Below are 20,013 nucleotides of genomic sequence, written 5' to 3' on the forward strand. Positions count from 1 at the left end.
AGTGCAGCCGGGGAAACTCAATCTCATCACCGATGTTCCGGGGCTCCGCGTGGGCAACGCTCATGACGAGCAGTTGCGGAGCGGCGTTACCGTTCTGGTGCCGGATGGCACCATGGTTGCCTCGGTTGATTCGCGCGGCGGCGGCACCGGATCGCGCGAATTCGATCTTTTACGTCCAGAAGCGACAGTTCAGGACGTGAACGCTATCGTACTCAGCGGCGGGTCCGCTTTCGGGCTCGATGCTGCGGGTGGCGTCATGGCGGGACTGCGCGAAAAGGGTATCGGATATCGGGCAGGCGCATCGGTTGTGCCCATTGTCCCGGCTGCAATCCTTTTCGATCTCAACAATGGCGGCGACAAGGATTGGGGTACTGACTCCCCCTACCCTGTGCTCGGCCGGGAGGCTCTGGCAGCAGCCTCGGATGGTTTCGGGCTCGGCAATGCAGGCGCCGGGTTTGGCGCAAATGCCGGCGGGTATAAAGGCGGTCTCGGCAGTGCCTCCGTTCTGGTTAGCGACGACGGTCCGACAGTCGGTGCGTTGGTCGCCGTAAACGCGGTCGGTGCCGTTACTTATCCCGTCTCCGGCGCATTCTTCGCATGGGATTCCGAAGCGGGTGCTGAGTTCGGCGGTGTCCTGCCGGTTTCCGAGGACAGAGGCAGTGCCGTTGACATGCCTAAGCTCGCGGGCCCAAGAGAGAACACCACGATCGGCATCGTCGCGACTGACGCTGCGCTGACCAAATCCCAGTGCAGGCAATTCGCCATCATGGCGCACCAGGGACTGACCCGTGCCATCCGGCCTGCGAATACGCCATTCGACGGAGACGTGGTCTTCGGCGTTTCTACCGGTATCCGGCCACTCGCTGATCCGGCGCGCGATCTCGCGATGCTTGGCGCACATGCTGCGGATTGTCTTGCCCGCGCTGTTGCGCGCGGCGTCTTTGAGGCCGACAGTCAGGGGCTATCCATCAGTTATCGGGAAAAAATGGGGGTTCAGTGTCGGACAAACTGACGACTTCCAGTCATACGATCACCATCCGCACGTTGTTGCTGCGGGATATCGGCGGGCTTTTCCTGATCGCTCTTGGAGCGGTGCTGGCGGTAACGCTCTATTTCGGGAATCAGGGCGGTCTCATTGTCATCAGGGAAAATGCCAACGCCACCATCAAGTCGATCAAGCAGACATTGTCGCTACATATCAGGCCGGCTTTGAAGGCCGCCGAACTTGTCGGCCAGTACACCATGCCCAACGGCGCACCGATGAGTGCCACAGCTCAAGGCATGGCGCGGACCGCAATGCAGCTTCAGCCGCATATCCGGGCACTGGCGTTCTTGCGGAATGATGGATCGATGGAATGGATTGCTCCCGATGGACGGATGGGCTCCCGTCAGATCACCGCCGGATCGATCGAAGAGCAAGCCGTCAAGGAAGCCCGCCAGATCGGAGAGCCCTATCTCGCATCTGCCATTTATGCGGAAAATGCCGGACTGACCCTGATCAGCGCGCGCAGCCCTATTTATGATAGGAACCATACTTATCTCGGGGTGGCAGCCGCAGCGATTTCACCCCTGGATATTTCCATATTCCTACGGGATGCCGACATCGCAGGTGGCTCTGTCTTTGTGCTGGACGAAAAGGATCGTCTGCTCGCCCACCCCATTCTGACGGATCCGAGCATGCAGGCGCTGATGTCTGCGGAAAAACCGCTGCTCAGTGCAACGGAACTCGGCGATCCGGTACTTGCCGCCCTCATGGATCCGGAACGACGCGATGTGGGGACGGTAGATGAATCAAACGGTACGCAATTCTGGACCACCACAGTCGCCGGTACAGAATATGTAGCTCTCTCGCAGAAGGTCTCCGTTGCCCATGGTAAACTCTACACGGTTGGAATGTATGTAGACCTGTCGACGACCAGCTACAGCGACATGCTCCGTTATCTGACCTATGGCGCCATAGCGGGGCTGATTGTGATGGGGTTGGCAATGCTGCGACTAAGGCAACTTGCCGAGCGCATCCGGCAGCCGGTTGCCGAGCTTGCATCCGCATCGAACGCTGTCGCAAAGCTCGATCTGGAAGCGATTCCTGAAATTCGCGGCAATCCGGTCCGCGAATTCAATGATGCGGCGGATGCTTTCAACGCGATGATTTCCGGCCTGGCACAATTCCGGGTCTATGTGCCGCGCTCACTTGTGATGGAGATTCTCCGTGAACGCGGCAGCCAGGGCGTGCCATCCGTGGAACGGGAGGTGACGGTGCTGTTTTCCGACATCGTCGGTTTCACCGGAATATCGCAGCAATATCCGCCCGATGAACTGGTCGAGATGCTCAATGCCCATTTCACGTTGATGAACGAAGCAATCGAAGCGGAAGGCGGCAACATCGACAAGTATTCTGGCGACAGCGTGATGGCTTTCTGGGGCGCTCCGGCGATACGCGAGGACCACGCAGCAGCCTGTTTGCGGTCAGCCAGCCGGATAGCCAAACTACTTCGCGAGGATAACCGGCGACGCGTAGAGCAAGGCGGGGACCCGATCCATATCCGCATCGGAATAGCGACAGGCACCGCCATCGTCGGCAATATCGGAGCACCGGACAGGATCAACTACACTATAATCGGCGATTCGGTGAATGTTGCCAACCGGATAGAGCAATTGGGCAAGCAAGTCGAACCGGATGCGGACATCTGTATTCTCGTTGCTGCGGAGACAGCTACGGCGGCGGGGAACCCCACGAACATTACCGATGTCGGCCTTTTCGAGCTGCGCGGACGGACCGGCGCCGTTCAGGTCTTCCAGCTGAACCTTGACGACACCGATCTCGGCCAGCGCCTCTAGAGAGCACACTTGCTATCTATGTTCGTGTCACCCGTGTGAGTTCAGCTAAGCTTCCCTTGCGGACGGAACGAAAGCGCCGTCAGGGAGGAAGCAAAAAATGAAAATCAAATCAGTCGACGTCATTCCCCTGCAGATTCCATTCGAGGATGGAAGCGCCGGGACCGGCCTGATGCCGACCAAATGGACCCACCTCGATATCGTGCTTGTCCGGATAGAAACGGAAGACGGTATTGTCGGATGGGGTGACGGCTTCGCCTATTCCTGCCGCAGGGCAACAGCGGCGGCAATCGAGGACATGGTCGCTCCCCTGCTCGTCGGCCGGGAGGTAGACGATGTCGCCGCGCTGAATTCTGAATTGCAGCAGCGCCTGCATCTGCATGGCCGCTATGGCATCACCATGTTCGCCATATCCGCCGTTGATATCGCGCTCTGGGATATCGAGGCGAAGCAGGAAAGGGCGTCGCTTGCCAGACTGCTGGCAGTGCGGCCGAGAAACTCGTTGCCCGCATATGCCAGCCTTATGCGATATACGGACCCGGATCTTGTCCGATCCTTCGCGGCCAAGGTCGTCGGCGAAGGATACAAGACCGTCAAACTGCACGAGATTTCACTCGATGCCATCAAGGCCGGCCGTCAGGGTGCGGGCTTGGAGACCAAGCTTGCAACGGACGTGAACTGCAACTGGTCGATGGAACAGACGCACGAAATCATGCCGCATATGCGGCGTCTGGATCTTTACTGGGTCGAGGAGCCGGTGTTTCCGCCGGACGATGAGGAAACTCTGGGAATGCTGCAGGCCGAGTATGGCGTGGCCATCGCCAGTGGCGAGAATGCCTGCACTTCGGTCGAGTTCGCCCGCACAGCGCCGCACATCAAGTATCTGCAACCGAGCGTGACAAAGGTTGGCGGCGTCAGCGAGTTCCTGAGGGTCTGCGACGTCGCAGAGGAATACGGTGCCGCGGTGATGCCCCATGCGCCCTACTTCGGTCCCGGTTACTGGGCAACGATCCAGCTTATGGCCGCGCGCGAGATCTGCGAGCAGTTCGAGCATCTCTATATCGAGCCCGAAGGCTATCTGGATCCGGAAATTCCCCTGCCCTCTGGCGGCATGGTTCAGGTACCAGACCGCCCGGGTATCGGCTTTGAGCCCGATCCGGACATGATCGAGAGATTCAAAATCTGAACAGCGTCCTGTAATGGACTGCGATCAAAGATCTTTCGCCTGATCCCGCAACACGAATTTCTGAATCTTGCCGGTGGATGTTTTGGGCAGGTCGCCAAAGATGATGGTGCGCGGTGCCTTGAAAGAGGCCATTTGCTCACGGCACCAGGCCGTAACCTCTTCCACGCCGACCTCTCCGGCACCGGGGGCGAGAGTGACGAAGGCACAAGGCGTTTCGCCCCATTTCTCGTCGGGCTTGGCGACTACGGCGGCTTCCATGATTTTCGGATGCTTGTAGAGGACTTCTTCAACCTCAAGAGACGAGATGTTCTCGCCCCCTGAAATGATGATGTCCTTTGACCGGTCCTTGACCTCGGCATAGCCATCCGGGTGCAGAACCGCGAGATCGCCGGTCCGGAACCAGCCATCGCCCAACGCTTCCGCCGTTGCTTTCGGGTTCTTGAGGTACCCCTTCATCACCGTATTGCCGCGCAGGCAGAGCTCACCGATGGTCTCTCCATCCGCCGGCACAGCCTCGCCGGTATCGGGGTTGCTTACCCGCATGCCTTCCAGCGTCGGGTACCAGACGCCCTGCCGGGACATGCGCTGGGCCTTTGCGTCCAGATCCAGCTCGTCCCATTCGGGAGGCCAGGCACAGATCGTCGAGGGGCCGTAGGTCTCGGTCAGGCCGTAGAGATGGGTGACCGAAAAGCCCATCGTCTCCATCGATGAAATGACCGCACTCGGCGGCGCCGCACCGCCGGTGGCGATGTTCACGCGCTGGGAAAACGCTTTCTTCTGCTCCGCCGGAGCGTGAATCAGCATGGTCAGCACAATTGGCGCAGCGCACATATGACTGACGGCATGCTCCGCTATCTGCTCGAAGATCAATGCCGGGTCGACCTTGCGCAGGCAGACATGCGTGCCGCCGACCGCCGTCACCCCCCAGGTATATGTCCAGCCGTTGCAGTGGAACATCGGCAGCGTCCAGAGATAATTACAGCCGGAGGTCAGCCCGAAAGCGATGGCGTTGCCCATCGCGTTCAGATAGGCGCCGCGATGGTGATAGACGACGCCTTTCGGGTTCCCGGTGGTGCCGGACGTGTAATTGAGCGACATGGATTGCCACTCATCCGAGGGCCGCGGCCAGTCCGGCGCAGGCTCCCCTTCGGTGAGTAGCTCTTCGTATTCCTTCTCGCCCAGCGGCTTGCCGCCTTCAGCCAAGGCATCGTCGATCCAGATCACCGGCGGCGGATTATCGATCTGCGCCAGTGCCTCTTCCATCACCGGCGCGAACTCCTTGTCCACCAGCACCAGCTTTGACTCGGCGTGACCGAGGATAAAAGAGATGGTCGCAGCATCGAGACGGGTATTGATGGCATTCAGGACTGCTCCGGCCATGGGAATACCATAGTGCGATTCGAGCATGGCCGGTGTGTTGGGCGCCAGAACGGAAACGGCATCGCCGTGGCCAATGCCGCGCTTGCGCAATGCATCGGCCAAGCGTCTGCTCCGGTTCAGGAAATCACCGTACGTTCGGCGCAGATCGCCGTGAATAATGGCCACTTTTTCGGGAAATGTTGCACCCGCGCGCTCCAGAAAATCGGATGGCGTCAGAGCCGCATAGTTTGCCCGATTTCTCTCAAGTCCCGTTTCAAAGATCGACATGACCGCCCGCAAATGTTTCCCTGTCCCCGTTAAGAGACATGGTTTCTTCGTTTCGATAAACCGTCAAGCACGGGGAAATGGTGTTGCTCGCCGACACCACGAGACCGAGACAGAACGGGCCTTGGAGCCGGACTATGACCCAGATCGATATTTTCTCCGACGTAATTTGCCCATGGTGTTTCATCGGCAAACGACGTCTTGAACGGGCATTGAAGGCTCGTCCTCTGCCGAACCTGACAATTCAGTGGCGGGCGTTCCAGTTGAATCCGGAAATGCCGGCGGAAGGCATGGACCGGCAGGCCTATCTCGAGAACAAATTCGGCGGCCCGGATCGGGCAACGCAGATCTATGACAACATCAAGCGCATGGGCGACGGAGAGGGAATCGATTTCCGCTTTGACCTGATCCAGCGCACACCGAATACGGTCCTGGCACATCGCACGATCAATCTTGCGACCGTCATGGGCACGTCGGACGCGTTGATGGAGCGGATGTTCGTCGCCTACTTCACCAAAGGCGTCGATATCGGCGAGATCGACAATCTTGTTGAACTGGCCGAACAGTCTGGCATGAAGCCGGACGATACCCGCGAATGGCTCGAAAGCACCGGCGGCACCAGTGAAGTGATGGCCGAAACCCGGTTCGCCTACGAAAACGGTATCAACGGTGTGCCCTGCTTCATCTTCAACCGGCAATATGCGGTTTCCGGCGCACAGGAACCGGAAGCCTTCTTCCCGTTATTTGATATGGACAGCTCGGACAATACCGTGGTGGCCAATCAGGCCTAACTGCCGAAGACCTTCTTCAGCAAATCCGTCGAGCGGGCCACGGGATCTGTTCTGATCGCCTTTTCCTCTATTGCGAGGTAATGGAAGAGCCCTTCCAGCGCCTTGCCGACCACGTGCGTCGACAATTCAGCCTTGGCATCCGGGACGAAAGGTATCTTCGCATACTGCCCGACGAAGGCGTCGTAGCTCCGCACCACACCGACTTCCGACATCGAACGTTCGACAACGGGGGTAAAGCGCGCGGTCAGTGTCTCGCTGGTCCGTTGCTGGAACCAGCGTGTGGCGGAATCGTCCGGCCCCTCATAGATGGCTTTCACATCCTCAAGGCTCATCGATGAAATGGCGTCGCTGAAAATCGCTCCCGCTTCCGGCGCGGCGGCCTCAGCCGCCCGGTTCATTTTCAATTCCAGATCTTCAGCAAGGGAGCCGAAGCCGGCCTTGTCCAGGAATTTGCCCGCCGTCTGCAAACTTTCCGGAAGCGGAATATGGATGGCGCTGTCGCCAAAATAACCGTTCGCTGCGCTTAACTGGGAGACGATCTTCTCTGTACCGACGCTGAGCGCCTCCTTCAGCCCGGCAAAGATGGTCTCGTTATCCAGGCCTATCGACCCTGATCCGGCCTGGCTACTGCCGCCCAAGGAGTTCAAAAGCCCCTTTGCAGTCCCGAATAAATCCGTTTGGGCCTTCACCGTGCTCGCGGCGATCGAGGCTGTTACGAGAACGGAGGCACCAAGGAGGCTGCGGCGGGAATACAGGCGCTTAATCGCTGGCATATCGTCTCTTTGCGGTTAACGAGCCGGTGTCGTGTCGGCTCAAGCTCATGATATCGTCTGGCTCAGGCGATTGTAATCGTCGGGTACTACAAAACCATTAAGTGGATTCGATGATGCTCCAACTCCGACCAAATTGCGAACTTTGCGACCGAGATCTGCCGCCGCAATCCGGGGATGCGCGGATCTGCTCCTATGAATGTACCTACTGCGTCGAATGTGTTGAAACCGCGCTTTTCAATGTATGCCCGACCTGTGGCGGCGGTTTCGTGCCGCGCCCGATCCGGCCATTGAAGGCGTGGAGGCCGGACAGGATGCTTGGCCTTGAGAATCATCCTGCATCCGAGAAGCGGATTCACTCCACATACACCCGCGCTGAAATCGACGCCCACGTTGCCCGGATCAGGGATATATCCCCGGAAGATCGCTGAGTGAGACCGGCCTAGAGCCCCGTTCGGAAACGTTTCCGCCATAGTACGGCATTGGCCTCCTTGCGGCGCTCAACCTGCGCCTGAGCCTCTTCGAGAGAAGCCTTACTGTCTACCGCACCGAGGCTCCCCCATTGGTGCAGCCGTTCAGTATACCATGCCGTGACGCCACCAGGCGGCGTCACGGAAAATCTTGGAAATACAGGCTCTTCCCCAGACTTACTCAACCATTTCCCAGGTAGCGCCGGATCGATTGCAAGGGCTCGGGCCAGCCCGACCATGTCAACGGCACCGGACGACACCGCCTCTTCCGCATCCATCCGTTTCTTGAAGCCGCCCGCCGTCATCAGCGGCTTGCCGGTGCGTTCCCGTGCCAAGCGGGCGAAGTCGAGAAAATACGGCCCGGCCTTGGTTCCGTCACTCGCAGCAGCCGCTCCCGGAAAATAGGCACCGCCGCTGATATCGATCAGGTCAATATCGGTCTCGTCCAACATCGTGACAAGGCCGAGCGCCTCCGCCTCCTCGATACCGCCGGCGAGCTGATCAGTTGCATTGATCTTGACGGCCATAGGGAAGTCAGGACCGACAGCAGTGCGCACCGCGGCAATGATCTCAAGCAATAACACCGCGCGCTTCTCGGGAGTGCCACCCCAGCGATCGGTTCTGCGATTGAAAAGCGGGGACAGGAACTGGTTGAGCAAAAACCCGTGTGCCGCATGAATTTCGACCCCGGTAAAACCGACCGACCGGGCGTTCAGCGCCGCTTGTGCATAGGCGGCAGGAAGCGCCTCGACCTCGTCAGACGTCATTTCAACAGCATGAATGCCGGACACGTCGATCGCCGACGGCGCTTTCGCCGGACCGGAAACCGACACCGCCAGGGCGCCGGCGTGACCGAGTTGTGCCCAGAAATGAGCCCCGTTTGCGGTCGCCGCGTCGGACAGGCCTCGAAACCGTTCTGCTTCACCCAGGGGTTCAAGAACAAGGTTCCCATAATTCTCCGGCGCCCACGGTCCTATCTGGACTTCGCCGACCAAAGACATCCCTGCGCCGCCATCGGCCCAAAGTGCATACAGCCTCTGCTGGGAATCTGTCGGAGAGCCTTGACCGTCGCCGAGATCGTCAGACATGGCGGCCTTGGCGATGCGATTCTTCAGAACAGCGCCGCAGGGAAGATGCAGCGGTTTATCAAGCATCCGGGCGCCCCTCCGTTTCTATGACGATAAAGGTTAACGCACCATCCAGTCAGACGTTAGCGATCTCTTGGAAGCGCTTACCCTCACGCCCCTTGCGAGGCAATCGAGACCAGTTCCTGCATCAGCCCGGTCAAGCCGCGTACCCGCACATCCTTCTGCTCCCAAGCCCGGCGATAGACCAACTTATGGTCCGGCCGGAGCTGGACGCTACCGGCCTGCTTCGCGATGAAGCCGACCAGCCCGCGCGGATTGGAGAAGTCGTTGTTCCGGAAAGTAATAACAGCGCCTTTCGGCCCCGCATCCACCCGCTCGACCCCGGCCAGCTTGCAGAGCTGCTTGATGGCAATGATCTTCAGCAGGTTCTCGACCTCCGGCGGCAGGGTTCCAAATCGGTCCGCTAATTCGGCGGCGAAGCTGTCGATCTCCGCCTCGTTCACCAGATTGGCTATGCGCCGGTAGAGGCTGAGCCGAACGGTCAGGTCCTGCACATAGTTTTCGGGGATGAGGACGGGGGTGCCGAGGGAGATCTGCGGCGTCCACTGCTCCTCCGGCTCCATGCTTTCGAAGCCTCCTTCCCGCGCCGCCTGCACAGCTTCCTGCAGCAAGTGCTGGTAAAGCTCGATACCGACTTCCTTCACCTGGCCCGACTGTTCCTCGCCCAGCAGGTTACCGGCGCCACGGATATCCATGTCGTGGCTGGCAAGACTGAACCCGGCGCCGAGACTGTCGAGGGTCTGCATCACTTCGAGCCGACGCTTGGCGTCCGCCGTCAGGATCTTGGTCGGGTGCGTGGTCAGATAGGCATAGGCCCGGGTCTTGGAACGTCCAACACGGCCACGCAGCTGATAGAGCTGGGCCAGACCAAACATGTCCGAACGATGAATGATGATGGTATTCGCGTTCGGAATATCGAGACCGGACTCAACGATGTTGGTGCTGAGCAGGATGTCGTAGGCGCCGTCGCAGAACTTGGTCATGACATCTTCAAGCTCAGTCGGGCTCATCCGGCCATGTGCCGTGGCGATACGGACTTCCGGCACCAACTGGGTCAGCCGGTCATGCATGCGCGGCAGATCGTCGAGGCGCGGGCAAACATAGAAGGTCTGACCGCCGCGATAATGCTCCCGCATGATGGCTTCACGGATGACCAGCCCGTCATAGGGCATGACAAAGGTGCGCACCGCCAGCCGGTCAACCGGCGGCGTTGTGATCAGACTCATCTGCCGGACCCCGCTCAGCGCCATCTGCAGCGTCCGCGGGATTGGCGTTGCGGTCAGGGTCAGGACGTGGATCGCCGAACGCAATTCCTTCAGGCGTTCTTTCTGGGCAACGCCGAAATGCTGCTCCTCGTCCACGATGACCATGCCGAGATTGGAGAAGCTGATGCTTTTCGCCAGCACGGCGTGGGTGCCGACGACGATGCTGCAATCACCGCTTGCCAGCTCTTCCTTGACCGCCGTCTGTTCCTTGGCCGGCACCATGCGGGAGAGTTGGCGCACTTTGACCGGCAGGCCCTTGAAGCGTTCCTTGAACTGGGCGAAATGCTGACGCGCCAGCAGCGTCGTCGGCACCACCACGGCAACCTGATAGCCCTGCATGGCAACAACAAGGGCGGCACGCAACGCCACCTCGGTCTTGCCGAATCCGACATCGCCGCAGACCAGCCGATCCATCGGCCGGCCTTTGTTCAGATCGTCCAGCGTCTCTTCGATGGCGCGGAGCTGATCGTCTGTCTCGGTATAGGGGAACTTGGCGCAGAATTCGTCATAGACGCCGGTCGGCGTTGCAATCGGCTCGGCCTCACGAACCTCACGCTCCGCGGCGAGCCTAATCAGCTGCTCTGCCATGTCGCGCAGGCGTTTCTTGACCCTTGCCTTGCGTGCCTGCCAAGCGGCGCCGCCCAGTTTATCCAGTTGTGCACCGGATTCCTGTGAGCCGTAGCGGGACAACACCTCGATGCTCTCGACCGGCACGAACAACTTGTCTCCGCCGAGATAGAGCAACCGCAGGCAATCATGTGGCGCACCGCCGATCTCCAGGGTTTCCAGCCCGTCATACTGGCCGATCCCGTGCTCAACGTGGACCACGTAATCGCCTTCATGCAGGGCTGAGACTTCCTGCAGAAACTCCTCGCCCCGGCGCCCGCGCCGGATCGACGGGCGGGCCAGCCGCTCACCGAGAATATCCTGCTCGGCAATGCACAGCAGATCGTCGCTGGCAAACCCCTGCTCCAGGGGAAGCACAACGGCTCCGGCAGTGCCTTTCGGCAGCTTCTGCGCCTCTTTCCAGGTGCTGACCGGCTCCAGCCGTTCCAACCCATGCTCATGCAGCAGGGAAACCAGCCTGTCCCGCGAGCCGGAGGTGTATCCGGCAACCAGCACCCGGCGGCTTTCCGGCTCACCCAGAATGCGGTCGCGCACGGCGGCATAGAGATCCGTATCCGGCCGGGCCCTCGCCTCTGCGAAACCGACACCGCCATGTCCGCCGCAATCCAGAACCGTAGCCCCGTCGGCACCGCTTTCCGGCAGGTCGAACGGCGTGAAACGGGCGCTCGGCAGGTTTTCTTCGAGACTCAGCCAGTCGCGTTCATTGAGATAGAGGCTGTCAGGCGGCAATGGCCGGTAGACGCTCCCGCCGTCCGGTGTACCCCGGTCATAGAGGCTCTTGCGGGCCTCATAATATTCCTGGATGAGATCGAAACGCGCACTCATGGCCGCGTCCGCCTGATGATCGAATGTCACCGGCGCCGCGCCCGTGTAGTCGATCAGGGTCTCCAGATCCTCATGAAACAGCGGTAGCCAGTGCTCCATGCCAACATGTCGGCGGCCTTCGCTGATCGCCTCATAAAGCGGGTCCTTGGAAATCTCCCCGCCGAAATGGGTGCGATAGCCTGAACGGAAGCGCTTGATTCCCTCTTCATCGAGCCGGAACTCTCCGACCGGGAAAATCTCGAAGGCATCCAGCTTGCCAGTCGTGCGCTGGCTGACCGGGTCGAAAGCGCGGATCGTTTCCAGCTCATCGCCGAAGAAATCAAGCCGAAGCGGTTCTTCCGCGCCGGGCGGGAAGACATCGAGGATTCCGCCACGCACGGCATACTCCCCGGCCTCCCGGACCGTCGCCGCACGGGTGTAGCCGTTTGCCTCGAAAAACCGGGAGATATCCTCGACCGGTTTACTGTCACCGGGCTTCAGGGCGAGCCCCACATCGGTGAAAAAGCTGCGCGGCGGAAGACGCTGCAACAGCGCGTTCACCGTTGTCAGCATTACGGCACCGCCGGAAAGGCCCGTTGAGGCAAGCCGGGCAAGTGTCTCAACCCGTTGGCTTATCAGGTCGCCATGCGGGGAGACGCGGTCATAAGGCAGACAATCCCAGGCGGGCAGGCTCAGTACCGTCTGTTCCGGCGCGAAAAAGCCAAGCGACTGGCGGAGAACGGCCAGGCGCGAGTCGTCCCGCGCCACATGCAGAACACCACCATGGGCCGCGGCAATCTCGAGCAGGACACGCGCGTCGTGGCCTTCTGGTACGGATGAAAAAGCGGCAGATCCCGCCTTCGAAAGGGCAGATTTGTTGTAAATCAAAAGACTATTCAACGAGTTTGAAGTTGCGGATCATGTCGAGGATGGGCGTTTCATACTCCTCCGGCGCTTCTTCCTGGCCGGTAATCCACTTGTAGAGCCGCGGATCGGGAATTTCGAGAAGGGTTTCATACGTATCGAGCCCTTCTTCATCAAGATCCGCAATATGGGTCCGGGCAAAGGCGCCGAGCAGCAGGTCGGTTTCCTTGGTGCCGGTATAGGCGCTGCGATAGATCAGCTTCTTACGCCTATCATCGAGACCGGTCATACGGCGCACTCCTTGTTTGTCAACGCGTTGCGCTAGGATATAAATCGAAGTCCTGGCATGTCAGCCCCCGGGAAAACGGCCAGCGGCGACGAGCCGCGCCCTTAATAGCATCGGCGAGAAAATTGCGACCGGAAATTCTCTATTCCCTTTTTGCCGATACGACCCGCCTTCCCGGCGTCGGTCCGCGTATCGCTAAATTGCTGGAGACGCTGGCCGGAAAAGCGGTCGTGGATCTGCTTTGGCACCTGCCGAGTGGAATCATAGACCGCCGCTTCAATCCGCGCATTGCCGAGGCGCCGGACGATGTGATTGCCACCCTGCACGTCACCGTGGTCGAGCACCGGCCGGGACGCAGCCGCAAACAGCCCTATCGAGTGCTCGCGGAGGATGAGAGCGGCCAGCTCGATATCGTCTTCTTCAATGCGAAAGCTGACTATGTGGCGCAGATGCTGCCCATCGGCAGCCGTCGCGTGGTCAGCGGCAAGGTCGAGCATTTTAACGGCCGCCTGCAGATGACCCATCCGGATCACATGGTTGCGGAAGAGGATGCCGACTCGATCATGCAAGTGGAGCCGACCTATCCACTGACCGGGGGCCTAACCCAGAAGACATTGAGAAAGGCCATAACGGCAGGACTTGCAGGCGTGCCGGAATTGCCGGAATGGGGAAACAAGCCGTTCCTCGCGGTCCAGCAGTTCCCCGCTTGGCGCGAAGCCTTGCTGGCAGCGCACGCGCCCGGCTCGCTGGAGGATATCGATCCGCAGGCTCAGCCAAGGCGCCGTCTCGCATATGATGAGTTGCTGGCGAACCAGCTCGCGCTGGCTTTGGTCAGGGCCCATCAGAAGCGCCAGAAAGGACGCGCCGTCGAGGGGGATGGAACGCTGCGCCGCCAGGCCGAGGCCGCCCTTCCCTTCAAACTCACAGGCGCGCAGGCGACGGCGCTGACGGATATCTACAGGGATATGGCATCCCCTGAGCGTATGCTGCGTATGATTCAGGGCGATGTCGGTAGCGGCAAGACGGTCGTCGCGCTGCTGGCTATGCTGAATGCGGTGGAATGTGGCAGGCAGGCTGCCCTGATGGCCCCGACGGAAATCCTCGCGCGGCAGCATTATGCCTCAATGAAGCCGCTCGCGGAGGCGGCGGGCCTGCGGATAGCCGTTCTGACCGGACGGGACAAAGGCAAGGCCCGGGAGCAACTCCTCGCCGAGATTGCCGAGGGCGCGGTCCATCTTGCCGTCGGTACCCACGCGCTTTTCCAGGAAAGCGTGGCATTCAAGGATCTGGCCCTCGCGGTGATCGACGAGCAGCACCGGTTCGGGGTCCATCAGCGGATGAGCCTCGGTGAAAAGGGGCATGCCGTTGATACGCTGGTGATGACGGCGACGCCGATCCCGCGGACGCTGACCATGACGGCTTATGGAGATCTCGACGTCTCGCGGCTTACGGAGAAACCGCCGGGACGCCAGCCAATCGACACCCGGACGATCCCGATCGGACGGCTTTCCGAGGTTGCCGAGGCCGTTGGACGCAAGGCTGCCTCCGGAGCAAAGGCCTATTGGGTCTGCCCGCTGGTCGAGGAATCCGAGAAAATCGACGTTGCGGCCGCCGAAGAGCGATTCCAGCACCTGGATCGGCTCTATCCCGGGCGCGTCGGTCTCGTCCACGGCAAGATGAAAGCGGCTGACAAGGACGCCGTGATGGACAGTTTCAAGAACGGTCCGCTGGACATTCTGGTCGCGACAACGGTGATCGAGGTCGGTGTCGACGTTCCTGATGCAACGGTTATCGTGATCGAACACGCCGAGCGGTTCGGACTGGCCCAGCTGCACCAATTGCGCGGCCGGGTCGGACGGGGCAGCGCGGCGTCTACCTGCCTGCTGCTGTTCGGCTCACCTATTTCAGAAACCGGAAGGGCCCGGCTCGCCGTGATGCGCGAGACAGAAGACGGATTCCGTATTGCGGAGGAAGATCTGAAACTGCGTGGAGCCGGGGAAATACTCGGAACCAAGCAGAGTGGTCTGCCGACTTTCCGTCTCGCGGATCTTGCCGTGCACAACGATCTGCTGACCGTTGCGCGCGATGATGCCCGGCTGGTGCTGACCAACGATCCCGATCTCAAGGGCGAGCGTGGAGAGGCCCTGCGCGTGCTGCTCTATCTGTTCGAACGGGATGCGGCGATCCGCTACCTACGTGGCGGTTAGTTCTTGGGGGTGCAGATCGCTTCTGCTTCGATCTCAACAAGCCAGTCCGGGTCGACGAAACAGGGGACTTCCATAACGGTAGTCGCCGGGCGAATGTCCGAGAAGACCTCCCCGTGCGCCCGGGCCGCCTCTTTCCAGGTTTTTGCGTCCGTCACCAGAATGCGTGTCCGGATGACGTCCTCGATCGAACCACCGGCATCCTCAATGGCTTTACGGACGATTTCGAGGCAGCGCACGGTCTGCCGGTAAACATCCCCAACTCCATCAGTCTTTCCGTCGGCACCAATCGGCGCCGTTCCGGCGACAGAGATGAAATCACCAACCCGGACGGCGCGGCTGAAACCGATAATCGGCTCGAGATAAGACCCCGAAGAAACAAGTCTACGTTGCATTTTTTATCCATATTTTCAGGTGGTCAGAGGCGCTTGTTACTCTGCCTTCTCGACATGAATAACGGGCTTTTCCCGCTCGGACGATGGCCGGCGGTCAGGCGGTGTGACGATCCCGGCGGAAATCACCATCTTGATTCCCTCTTCGACGGTCATCGTCAGGCGATATACATCCCGGTTCGGCAGAAACAGCAGGAAACCGGATGTCGGGTTCGGCGTCGTCGGCAGGAAGACATTGACCATCGTATCGTCGGTCACGTTCTGCACTTCGCCAACCGTGCCGCCGGTGATAAAGCCGACGGCCCATATGCCGCGCCGTGGATATTCGATCAGAACCACTTCCCGGAAAGCGCTCGACTGCTGCGCCATAACGGTTTCCATGATCTGTTTAATGGCGCTGTAGACATTGCGAACCACTGGCATGCGGGCCAGTAAATGCTCGCTAAACCGGATCATCCAGCGCCCCAGAATACCGGCCGTCAGCCAGCCGATCAGGGTCAGGGAAACCAGCATGACGATAAGGCCGATGCCGGGAACGGAGAACGGCAGGAAGTTCTCCGGATTATATTTCTGCGGGATCAGCGGCATCACCTGATTATCGATGAAATCGACGATAACCCAGGTCAGATAAAGCGTGATTCCAATAGGCGCCGTCACCAGGATTCCGGCAAACATATAGGCACGCATACGGCCGAAAAATGTTGGCCGGACGACGCCCGAATTCTTCTCTTTGGTCATTTGGAATGCCGCCTGATGCTCAATGCCCCAACCAGAACATATAGGGACAGAATGCTGCGACGCAAACGGTCACTCACTGCCAAGAAAATCTTTGAGTTCTTCCACGAGTCGGCCGGGCACTTCTTCGGGGATATAGTGCCCTGATGGAACCGCGCTCCCGGTCACAGCTTCGGTCGTATAGCGCTGCCAGACGGCCAATGGCTCGTAGAACCGGCCGATGATCCCTTTTTCGCCCCAGAGGGCGTGGATCGGAATGTCGAGTAATTGCTCCCTATCGGCGCGATCATGCTCCAGATCGATGGTAGCAGCGGCGCGGTAATCCTCGCAGGTGGCATGGATAGTCTCTTTCATGGCGAAGCAGCGTTTGTATTCAGCCATGGCTTCCGGCGTTATCGCAGTTCCATCGGCCAGAAACTTCAACTTCTTTTCCAGGTAGAAAGCCGGGTCCTGTCCTATCATCCGCTCCGGATAGTCGGCAGGCTGGATCAGGAAGAACCAGTGATAGTAGGCCGCGGCAAAGGCCATGTCGGTCGTCTCGTACATATCCAGTGTCGGACAGATATCGAGTGTGCAGAGCCGGGTCACACGATCCCGGTGATCCCGGGCCAGCCGATGGCCGACGCGTGCACCGCGATCATGCCCGACAACAGAAAACTCCTCGATTCCGAGCGTGGACATGACTTCTGCCTGATCCAGCGCCATTTCCCGTTTGGAATATGGAGTATGCGTAGGGTCAGTCGCCGGTTTTCCGCTGTCTCCGTAACCACGCAGGTCCGATGCCACGACGGTGAACTTCTCAGCCAGAATTGGCGCAACCTTGTGCCAAATCACATGCGTCTGGGGGTATCCATGCAGTAGCAGCAGGCCCGGCCCACGGCCGCCGACCACCAGATTGATCTCTGTTCCGGAAGTCGCGATGCGCTTCCGCTCAAATCCCTCAAACATTCTGTTCCGCTTCCGTTTCCGCCCGTGGCACTCTCAGTCTTCAATTTATGGAGATGACCATGCAGGTCCCGGCGGCGCGCGGCAATAATGACATTCCGGCTTTCGGTTCCCCTGTTCGGGCAGCCTTTGCGCTGGAACGCGATTACGCGCATTTGAACCATGGCTCGTACGGCGCCACGCCGGTTTCCGTGCTCGCCGACCAACGGGTCTGGCAGGATCGTCTGGAACGTGAGCCGAGCCGGTTCATGGATAGGGAGTTCCGGCCTGGTCTGCGTGCGGCTGCTGCTGCCCTCGCCCCGCGTATCGGAGCCGATGCTGACGGTATCGCGATGGTCGAGAATGCGACCGGCGCGGTGAATGCCGTGCTTCGAGGGCTCGACCTCGCTCCAGGCTCCAACATTCTGGTGACGGACCAGACCTATCCCGCAGTGCGCAATACGGCCGATTATGTCGCGTCCCGCTGCGGCGCCAAGGTGCGGGCACTCTCCCTGCCTTTCCCCGCTTCGGACACGGACGACATTCTGCAGCGGTTCAAAGCCGCGCTTAATCCAGCCCCTGCCCTTGTCATTCTCGATCATGTGACCTCGCCGACAGCGCTTGTCCTGCCCGTGGCAGAGATGGCAAAGGCCGCGCGGGAAGCCGGTGCGCTCGTCCTGATCGACGGTGCGCATGCGCCCGGCATGCTCGCGCTCGACATCTCCTCGCTCGACTGCGACTGGTACACGGGGAATTGCCATAAATGGATGTTCGCCGCGAAAGGATGTGCCTTTCTGTGGACCGCGCCGGAGCACAGGGCGAGCACGCACCCCCTGGTGATCTCTCACGGCTATTCAGACGGCTACATAGACGAGTTCGACTGGGTTGGGACCCGAGATGCCTCGGCGCAACTCTCCCTGCCTGCCGCACTCTCGTTCATGGATGCTTACGGGACGGATAATATCCGGCGGCACAATACGGAACTCGCCAATCGGGCGGCTAACCTGCTGGCTGCCGCATGGAACACTGAGCGCGGCTCAGGACAGGCGCTGACAGGATCGATGGCGACGATACGCCTCCCGGATGGTCTTGGAGACAGTCAACAGGATGCGGACGCTTTGCGGGCGGATCTGGTCGATCACGACAGAATTCAGGTCCCGATCCGCTACATGGCCGGCAATCTCTGGTGCCGAATCTCAGCGCAGATCTACAATGATGTCACGGAGTATGAGAAATTGGCCCAAGCGATAAAGCGAAAATCAGAGGGCAAAACCTAGTTCAGCTTGCTGCGGAACTTCTTCTCGAGATAGGCGAGGATTTCGCTCTTACGGGCGCCGTTATCCTCGCGAGCCAGCTTGAAGAGCCGGGATGCTTCATTATCTCGCGGCGGTTCGGGCTGTGGCTGTTGCCCCATCTGTAATAGAGCGGCTTGTCTGGCCTGTTCCAGGACCCGGGGATCGATCTTCTTGCGGATCTCCCGCATCATCAGAAGCAGCTTCTTACGTTCATCCATGATGGATCTCCCTGTTGGCAAGGACGCCCCGACTGATTTGCCGGTGTTGGCCCAAACCGAACCGTAAGAAACATACCAGAAAGAGGTTGTCGGTTCTTTAGTGATCGTATGGCTTGATCGTAAATGCGGCTGCCAGGGCATTGCCTGCAATCTTGGTGACGACCGCTTCCGCAGAACCTTTCATCTTGTGATTGCCTTTAGAGACATCGATATCGAAGCGGAAGCGCTGGCTTTTGACCAGGATATCCTTGTCGTAAGGTTCAATGATGAACCCCTTCAAATTGTAGTCCTTCACGACGAACGTGAAACTGTCGATCTTCACGATTCCACAGGCCTCAAGCTTGCCCTTGGCCTTGACGCTTTTGATGCCTTGCGCCTTGGTCGGCCTGACCGGCTTCTTGTTCTTGGCCTTGACGCTGAGGAAGTCAAAAAACCCCAAACTCTCGTCCTTCTCGTTCAGAACGCCGCGACGGCGCTTTCCGGTATAGTGATAGTACTAATATACGCTATCTGATGCTGCGACAAAGCTAAGCAAGTTAGATTTTGATCAAATTTGTGGCTTTGCAAGTACAATTAACGGTGATTCCCTGGCGGAAAGGCCGGAAATTCAAGTCTAATGGCTTGCGGTTTGGTTAACGGAAATAGAACGCATTTTATTTAATAATCTAACCATTCTTGTTTTATGCGAATCAAGCGCCTGCACTTCGCCTGGTCTGGCGGGGTAATCCAGATTTGACCTTCTCCAGAGGTCTCCCGGCGCACTAGAGCGATCTAAAGGCATTTGAAAAACACATCGGATTACTCATTCTATCGAATGAGATCGATGCGGTGCCTGAAACGCAACGTACAGAAACGACGCGGCGGGGCATTTTATAAGTTCGGAGGAATGGTGAGCGCGACAGGATTCGAACCTGTGACCGTCTGATTAAAAGTCAGATGCTCTACCAGCTGAGCTACGCGCCCCCCGAAAGGAAGCCGGAACCTATGCAAACAGCGGGCTCCGGTCAACCTCTTCCGGTAATTATTTTTGTTCCGGTTATTGGAACTTGTCCTGAACCCGCGCGACCACGCGCTCAGGAACAAACTGGTCAATGGCACCGCCCATATTTGCGATCTCCTTGACCAGACGCGAGGATATGAACTGGTTGCGGTCGGATGCCATCAGGAACACCGTTTCGACGTCCGCATTAAGACGCGCATTCATGCCGACCATCTGGAATTCGTACTCGAAATCCGAGACGGCACGCAGTCCGCGAATGATTGTCGCGGCGCCATTCTCCTCGACGAAATGCATCAGCAGGTTGCCGAAAGATACGACGACAATCTCTCCGTGAACTCCGTCCCCTTTATGGGCCGTGTTCAGTTTGTTGATTTCGTCCTGTACCATCTCAACCCGTTCGTCGAGGCTGAACAGCGGGCCTTTACCCGCATTGCGGGCGACGGCGACGATCAGTTTGTCGACCAATTTGCTGCCGCGCCGAATGATGTCCAGGTGCCCGTTCGTAATCGGGTCGAACGTTCCCGGATAGACCCCAACCCTCATGTTCCCAAGTCC

The 20,013-nt window shown here is 59.2% G+C and carries 18 protein-coding genes and 1 tRNA gene; 7 read left to right on the forward strand and 12 right to left on the reverse strand.

Annotation, left to right across the window (positions count from 1 at the left end; genetic code table 11):
* Position 1: 1 nt before the first annotated feature.
* The 3 genes from K328_RS0105395 to K328_RS0105405 all read left to right on the forward strand — a co-directional run bounded on the left by K328_RS0105395 (position 2) and on the right by K328_RS0105405 (position 4,021).
* On the forward strand, positions 2-1,012 hold the full coding sequence (locus tag K328_RS0105395) for a P1 family peptidase (protein ID WP_028465104.1): 1,011 nt from the start codon (positions 2-4) through the stop codon (positions 1,010-1,012).
* Entirely contained in the window at positions 997-2,838 is a 1,842-nt protein-coding gene (locus K328_RS25625; protein WP_051284533.1) for an adenylate/guanylate cyclase domain-containing protein, read from the forward strand. Before K328_RS0105395 ends, K328_RS25625 begins: the two co-directional genes overlap by 16 nt.
* A gap of 97 nt (positions 2,839-2,935) precedes the next feature.
* On the forward strand, positions 2,936-4,021 hold the full coding sequence (locus tag K328_RS0105405) for a mandelate racemase/muconate lactonizing enzyme family protein (protein ID WP_028465105.1): 1,086 nt from the start codon (positions 2,936-2,938) through the stop codon (positions 4,019-4,021).
* 24 nt (positions 4,022-4,045) lie between these two features.
* On the opposite strand, the gene K328_RS0105410 is transcribed toward K328_RS0105405, so the two are convergent.
* Positions 4,046-5,668, reverse strand: a complete 1,623-nt coding sequence (locus tag K328_RS0105410) for an acyl-CoA synthetase (RefSeq protein ID WP_028465106.1) — start codon at positions 5,666-5,668, stop codon at positions 4,046-4,048.
* Between the two features lie 134 nt (positions 5,669-5,802).
* Between K328_RS0105410 and K328_RS22660 the strand changes: the two genes are divergently transcribed.
* Entirely contained in the window at positions 5,803-6,456 is a 654-nt protein-coding gene (locus tag K328_RS22660) for a DsbA family oxidoreductase (protein ID WP_036553168.1), read from the forward strand.
* Here K328_RS22660 and K328_RS0105420 read toward each other — a convergent pair.
* A complete protein-coding gene (locus K328_RS0105420) occupies positions 6,453-7,229 on the reverse strand; it encodes a DUF4197 domain-containing protein (RefSeq protein ID WP_036553169.1) in 777 nt (258 codons plus the stop codon). The genes K328_RS22660 and K328_RS0105420 overlap by 4 nt on opposite strands.
* A 113-nt stretch (positions 7,230-7,342) precedes the next feature.
* On the opposite strand from K328_RS0105420, the gene K328_RS0105425 reads away from it, so the two are divergent.
* On the forward strand, positions 7,343-7,657 hold the full coding sequence (locus tag K328_RS0105425; protein WP_156901177.1) for a DUF1272 domain-containing protein: 315 nt from the start codon (positions 7,343-7,345) through the stop codon (positions 7,655-7,657).
* Between the two features lie 11 nt (positions 7,658-7,668).
* On the opposite strand, the gene K328_RS0105430 is transcribed toward K328_RS0105425, so the two are convergent.
* The 3 genes from K328_RS0105430 to K328_RS0105440 form a co-directional block, all read right to left on the reverse strand.
* Entirely contained in the window at positions 7,669-8,850 is a 1,182-nt protein-coding gene (locus K328_RS0105430) for an oxidoreductase (RefSeq protein WP_028465109.1), read from the reverse strand.
* Between the two features lie 83 nt (positions 8,851-8,933).
* Complete coding sequence (gene mfd / locus K328_RS0105435; RefSeq protein WP_028465110.1) at positions 8,934-12,428, reverse strand: transcription-repair coupling factor; 3,495 nt, start codon at positions 12,426-12,428, stop codon at positions 8,934-8,936.
* Between the two features lie 4 nt (positions 12,429-12,432).
* The gene (locus tag K328_RS0105440) at positions 12,433-12,693 is read right to left on the reverse strand and encodes an FAD assembly factor SdhE (protein WP_036553171.1); all 261 of its coding nucleotides are present in this window, start codon (positions 12,691-12,693) and stop codon (positions 12,433-12,435) included.
* Positions 12,694-12,815: 122 nt separating this feature from the next.
* Between K328_RS0105440 and recG the strand changes: the two genes are divergently transcribed.
* Complete coding sequence (gene recG, locus K328_RS0105445) at positions 12,816-14,897, forward strand: ATP-dependent DNA helicase RecG (protein WP_028465112.1); 2,082 nt, start codon at positions 12,816-12,818, stop codon at positions 14,895-14,897.
* Here the strand turns inward: recG and K328_RS0105450 are convergent.
* The 3 genes from K328_RS0105450 to K328_RS0105460 all read right to left on the reverse strand — a co-directional run bounded on the left by K328_RS0105450 (position 14,894) and on the right by K328_RS0105460 (position 16,969).
* Positions 14,894-15,289: a RidA family protein gene (locus K328_RS0105450; RefSeq protein ID WP_028465113.1), complete on the reverse strand. Its 396-nt coding sequence runs from the start codon at positions 15,287-15,289 to the stop codon at positions 14,894-14,896. The two genes, recG and K328_RS0105450, sit on opposite strands and share 4 nt — an antisense overlap.
* Before the next feature lie 36 nt (positions 15,290-15,325).
* Entirely contained in the window at positions 15,326-16,024 is a 699-nt protein-coding gene (locus K328_RS22665) for a DUF502 domain-containing protein (RefSeq protein ID WP_051284535.1), read from the reverse strand.
* 69 nt (positions 16,025-16,093) lie between these two features.
* On the reverse strand, positions 16,094-16,969 hold the full coding sequence (locus tag K328_RS0105460; protein ID WP_028465114.1) for an alpha/beta fold hydrolase: 876 nt from the start codon (positions 16,967-16,969) through the stop codon (positions 16,094-16,096).
* Between the two features lie 59 nt (positions 16,970-17,028).
* Here K328_RS0105460 and K328_RS0105465 point away from each other — a divergent pair, with 59 nt between their 5' ends.
* A complete protein-coding gene (locus tag K328_RS0105465; protein ID WP_084608108.1) occupies positions 17,029-18,222 on the forward strand; it encodes an aminotransferase class V-fold PLP-dependent enzyme in 1,194 nt (397 codons plus the stop codon).
* Here the strand turns inward: K328_RS0105465 and K328_RS0105470 are convergent.
* The 4 genes from K328_RS0105470 to coaD form a co-directional block, all read right to left on the reverse strand.
* On the reverse strand, positions 18,219-18,458 hold the full coding sequence (locus K328_RS0105470) for a hypothetical protein (RefSeq protein ID WP_028465116.1): 240 nt from the start codon (positions 18,456-18,458) through the stop codon (positions 18,219-18,221). The genes K328_RS0105465 and K328_RS0105470 overlap by 4 nt on opposite strands.
* 97 nt (positions 18,459-18,555) lie before the next feature.
* Positions 18,556-18,897, reverse strand: coding sequence for a hypothetical protein (locus tag K328_RS0105475; RefSeq protein ID WP_028465117.1), 342 nt, complete (start codon positions 18,895-18,897; stop codon positions 18,556-18,558).
* A gap of 448 nt (positions 18,898-19,345) precedes the next feature.
* Positions 19,346-19,421: transfer RNA gene (locus tag K328_RS0105480), tRNA-Lys, on the reverse strand.
* 73 nt (positions 19,422-19,494) lie between these two features.
* Positions 19,495-20,001, reverse strand: a complete 507-nt coding sequence (gene coaD / locus K328_RS0105485; RefSeq protein ID WP_028465118.1) for a pantetheine-phosphate adenylyltransferase — start codon at positions 19,999-20,001, stop codon at positions 19,495-19,497.
* Positions 20,002-20,013: the final 12 nt, after the last annotated feature.

This window comes from Nisaea denitrificans DSM 18348 (genome assembly GCF_000426505.1).
GTDB classification, from domain to species: Bacteria; Pseudomonadota; Alphaproteobacteria; order Thalassobaculales; family Thalassobaculaceae; genus Nisaea; species Nisaea denitrificans.

Bases quoted from the DNA above. Each gene is read 5' to 3' on its own strand.
- K328_RS0105440 (WP_036553171.1), bottom strand. From the start codon at position 12,693: ATGACCGGTCTCGATGATAGGCGTAAGAAGCTGATCTATCGCAGCGCC.
- K328_RS0105450 (WP_028465113.1), bottom strand. From the start codon at position 15,289: ATGCAACGTAGACTTGTTTCTTCGGGGTCTTATCTCGAGCCGATTATC.
- K328_RS0105405 (WP_028465105.1), top strand. From the start codon at position 2,936: ATGAAAATCAAATCAGTCGACGTCATTCCCCTGCAGATTCCATTCGAG.
- K328_RS0105460 (WP_028465114.1), bottom strand. From the start codon at position 16,969: ATGTTTGAGGGATTTGAGCGGAAGCGCATCGCGACTTCCGGAACAGAG.
- coaD (WP_028465118.1), bottom strand. From the start codon at position 20,001: ATGAGGGTTGGGGTCTATCCGGGAACGTTCGACCCGATTACGAACGGG.
- K328_RS22665 (WP_051284535.1), bottom strand. From the start codon at position 16,024: ATGACCAAAGAGAAGAATTCGGGCGTCGTCCGGCCAACATTTTTCGGC.
- K328_RS0105430 (WP_028465109.1), bottom strand. From the start codon at position 8,850: ATGCTTGATAAACCGCTGCATCTTCCCTGCGGCGCTGTTCTGAAGAAT.
- K328_RS0105465 (WP_084608108.1), top strand. From the start codon at position 17,029: ATGCAGGTCCCGGCGGCGCGCGGCAATAATGACATTCCGGCTTTCGGT.
- K328_RS0105420 (WP_036553169.1), bottom strand. From the start codon at position 7,229: ATGCCAGCGATTAAGCGCCTGTATTCCCGCCGCAGCCTCCTTGGTGCC.
- K328_RS0105425 (WP_156901177.1), top strand. From the start codon at position 7,343: ATGCTCCAACTCCGACCAAATTGCGAACTTTGCGACCGAGATCTGCCG.
- K328_RS0105410 (WP_028465106.1), bottom strand. From the start codon at position 5,668: ATGTCGATCTTTGAAACGGGACTTGAGAGAAATCGGGCAAACTATGCG.
- K328_RS0105470 (WP_028465116.1), bottom strand. From the start codon at position 18,458: ATGGATGAACGTAAGAAGCTGCTTCTGATGATGCGGGAGATCCGCAAG.
- K328_RS22660 (WP_036553168.1), top strand. From the start codon at position 5,803: ATGACCCAGATCGATATTTTCTCCGACGTAATTTGCCCATGGTGTTTC.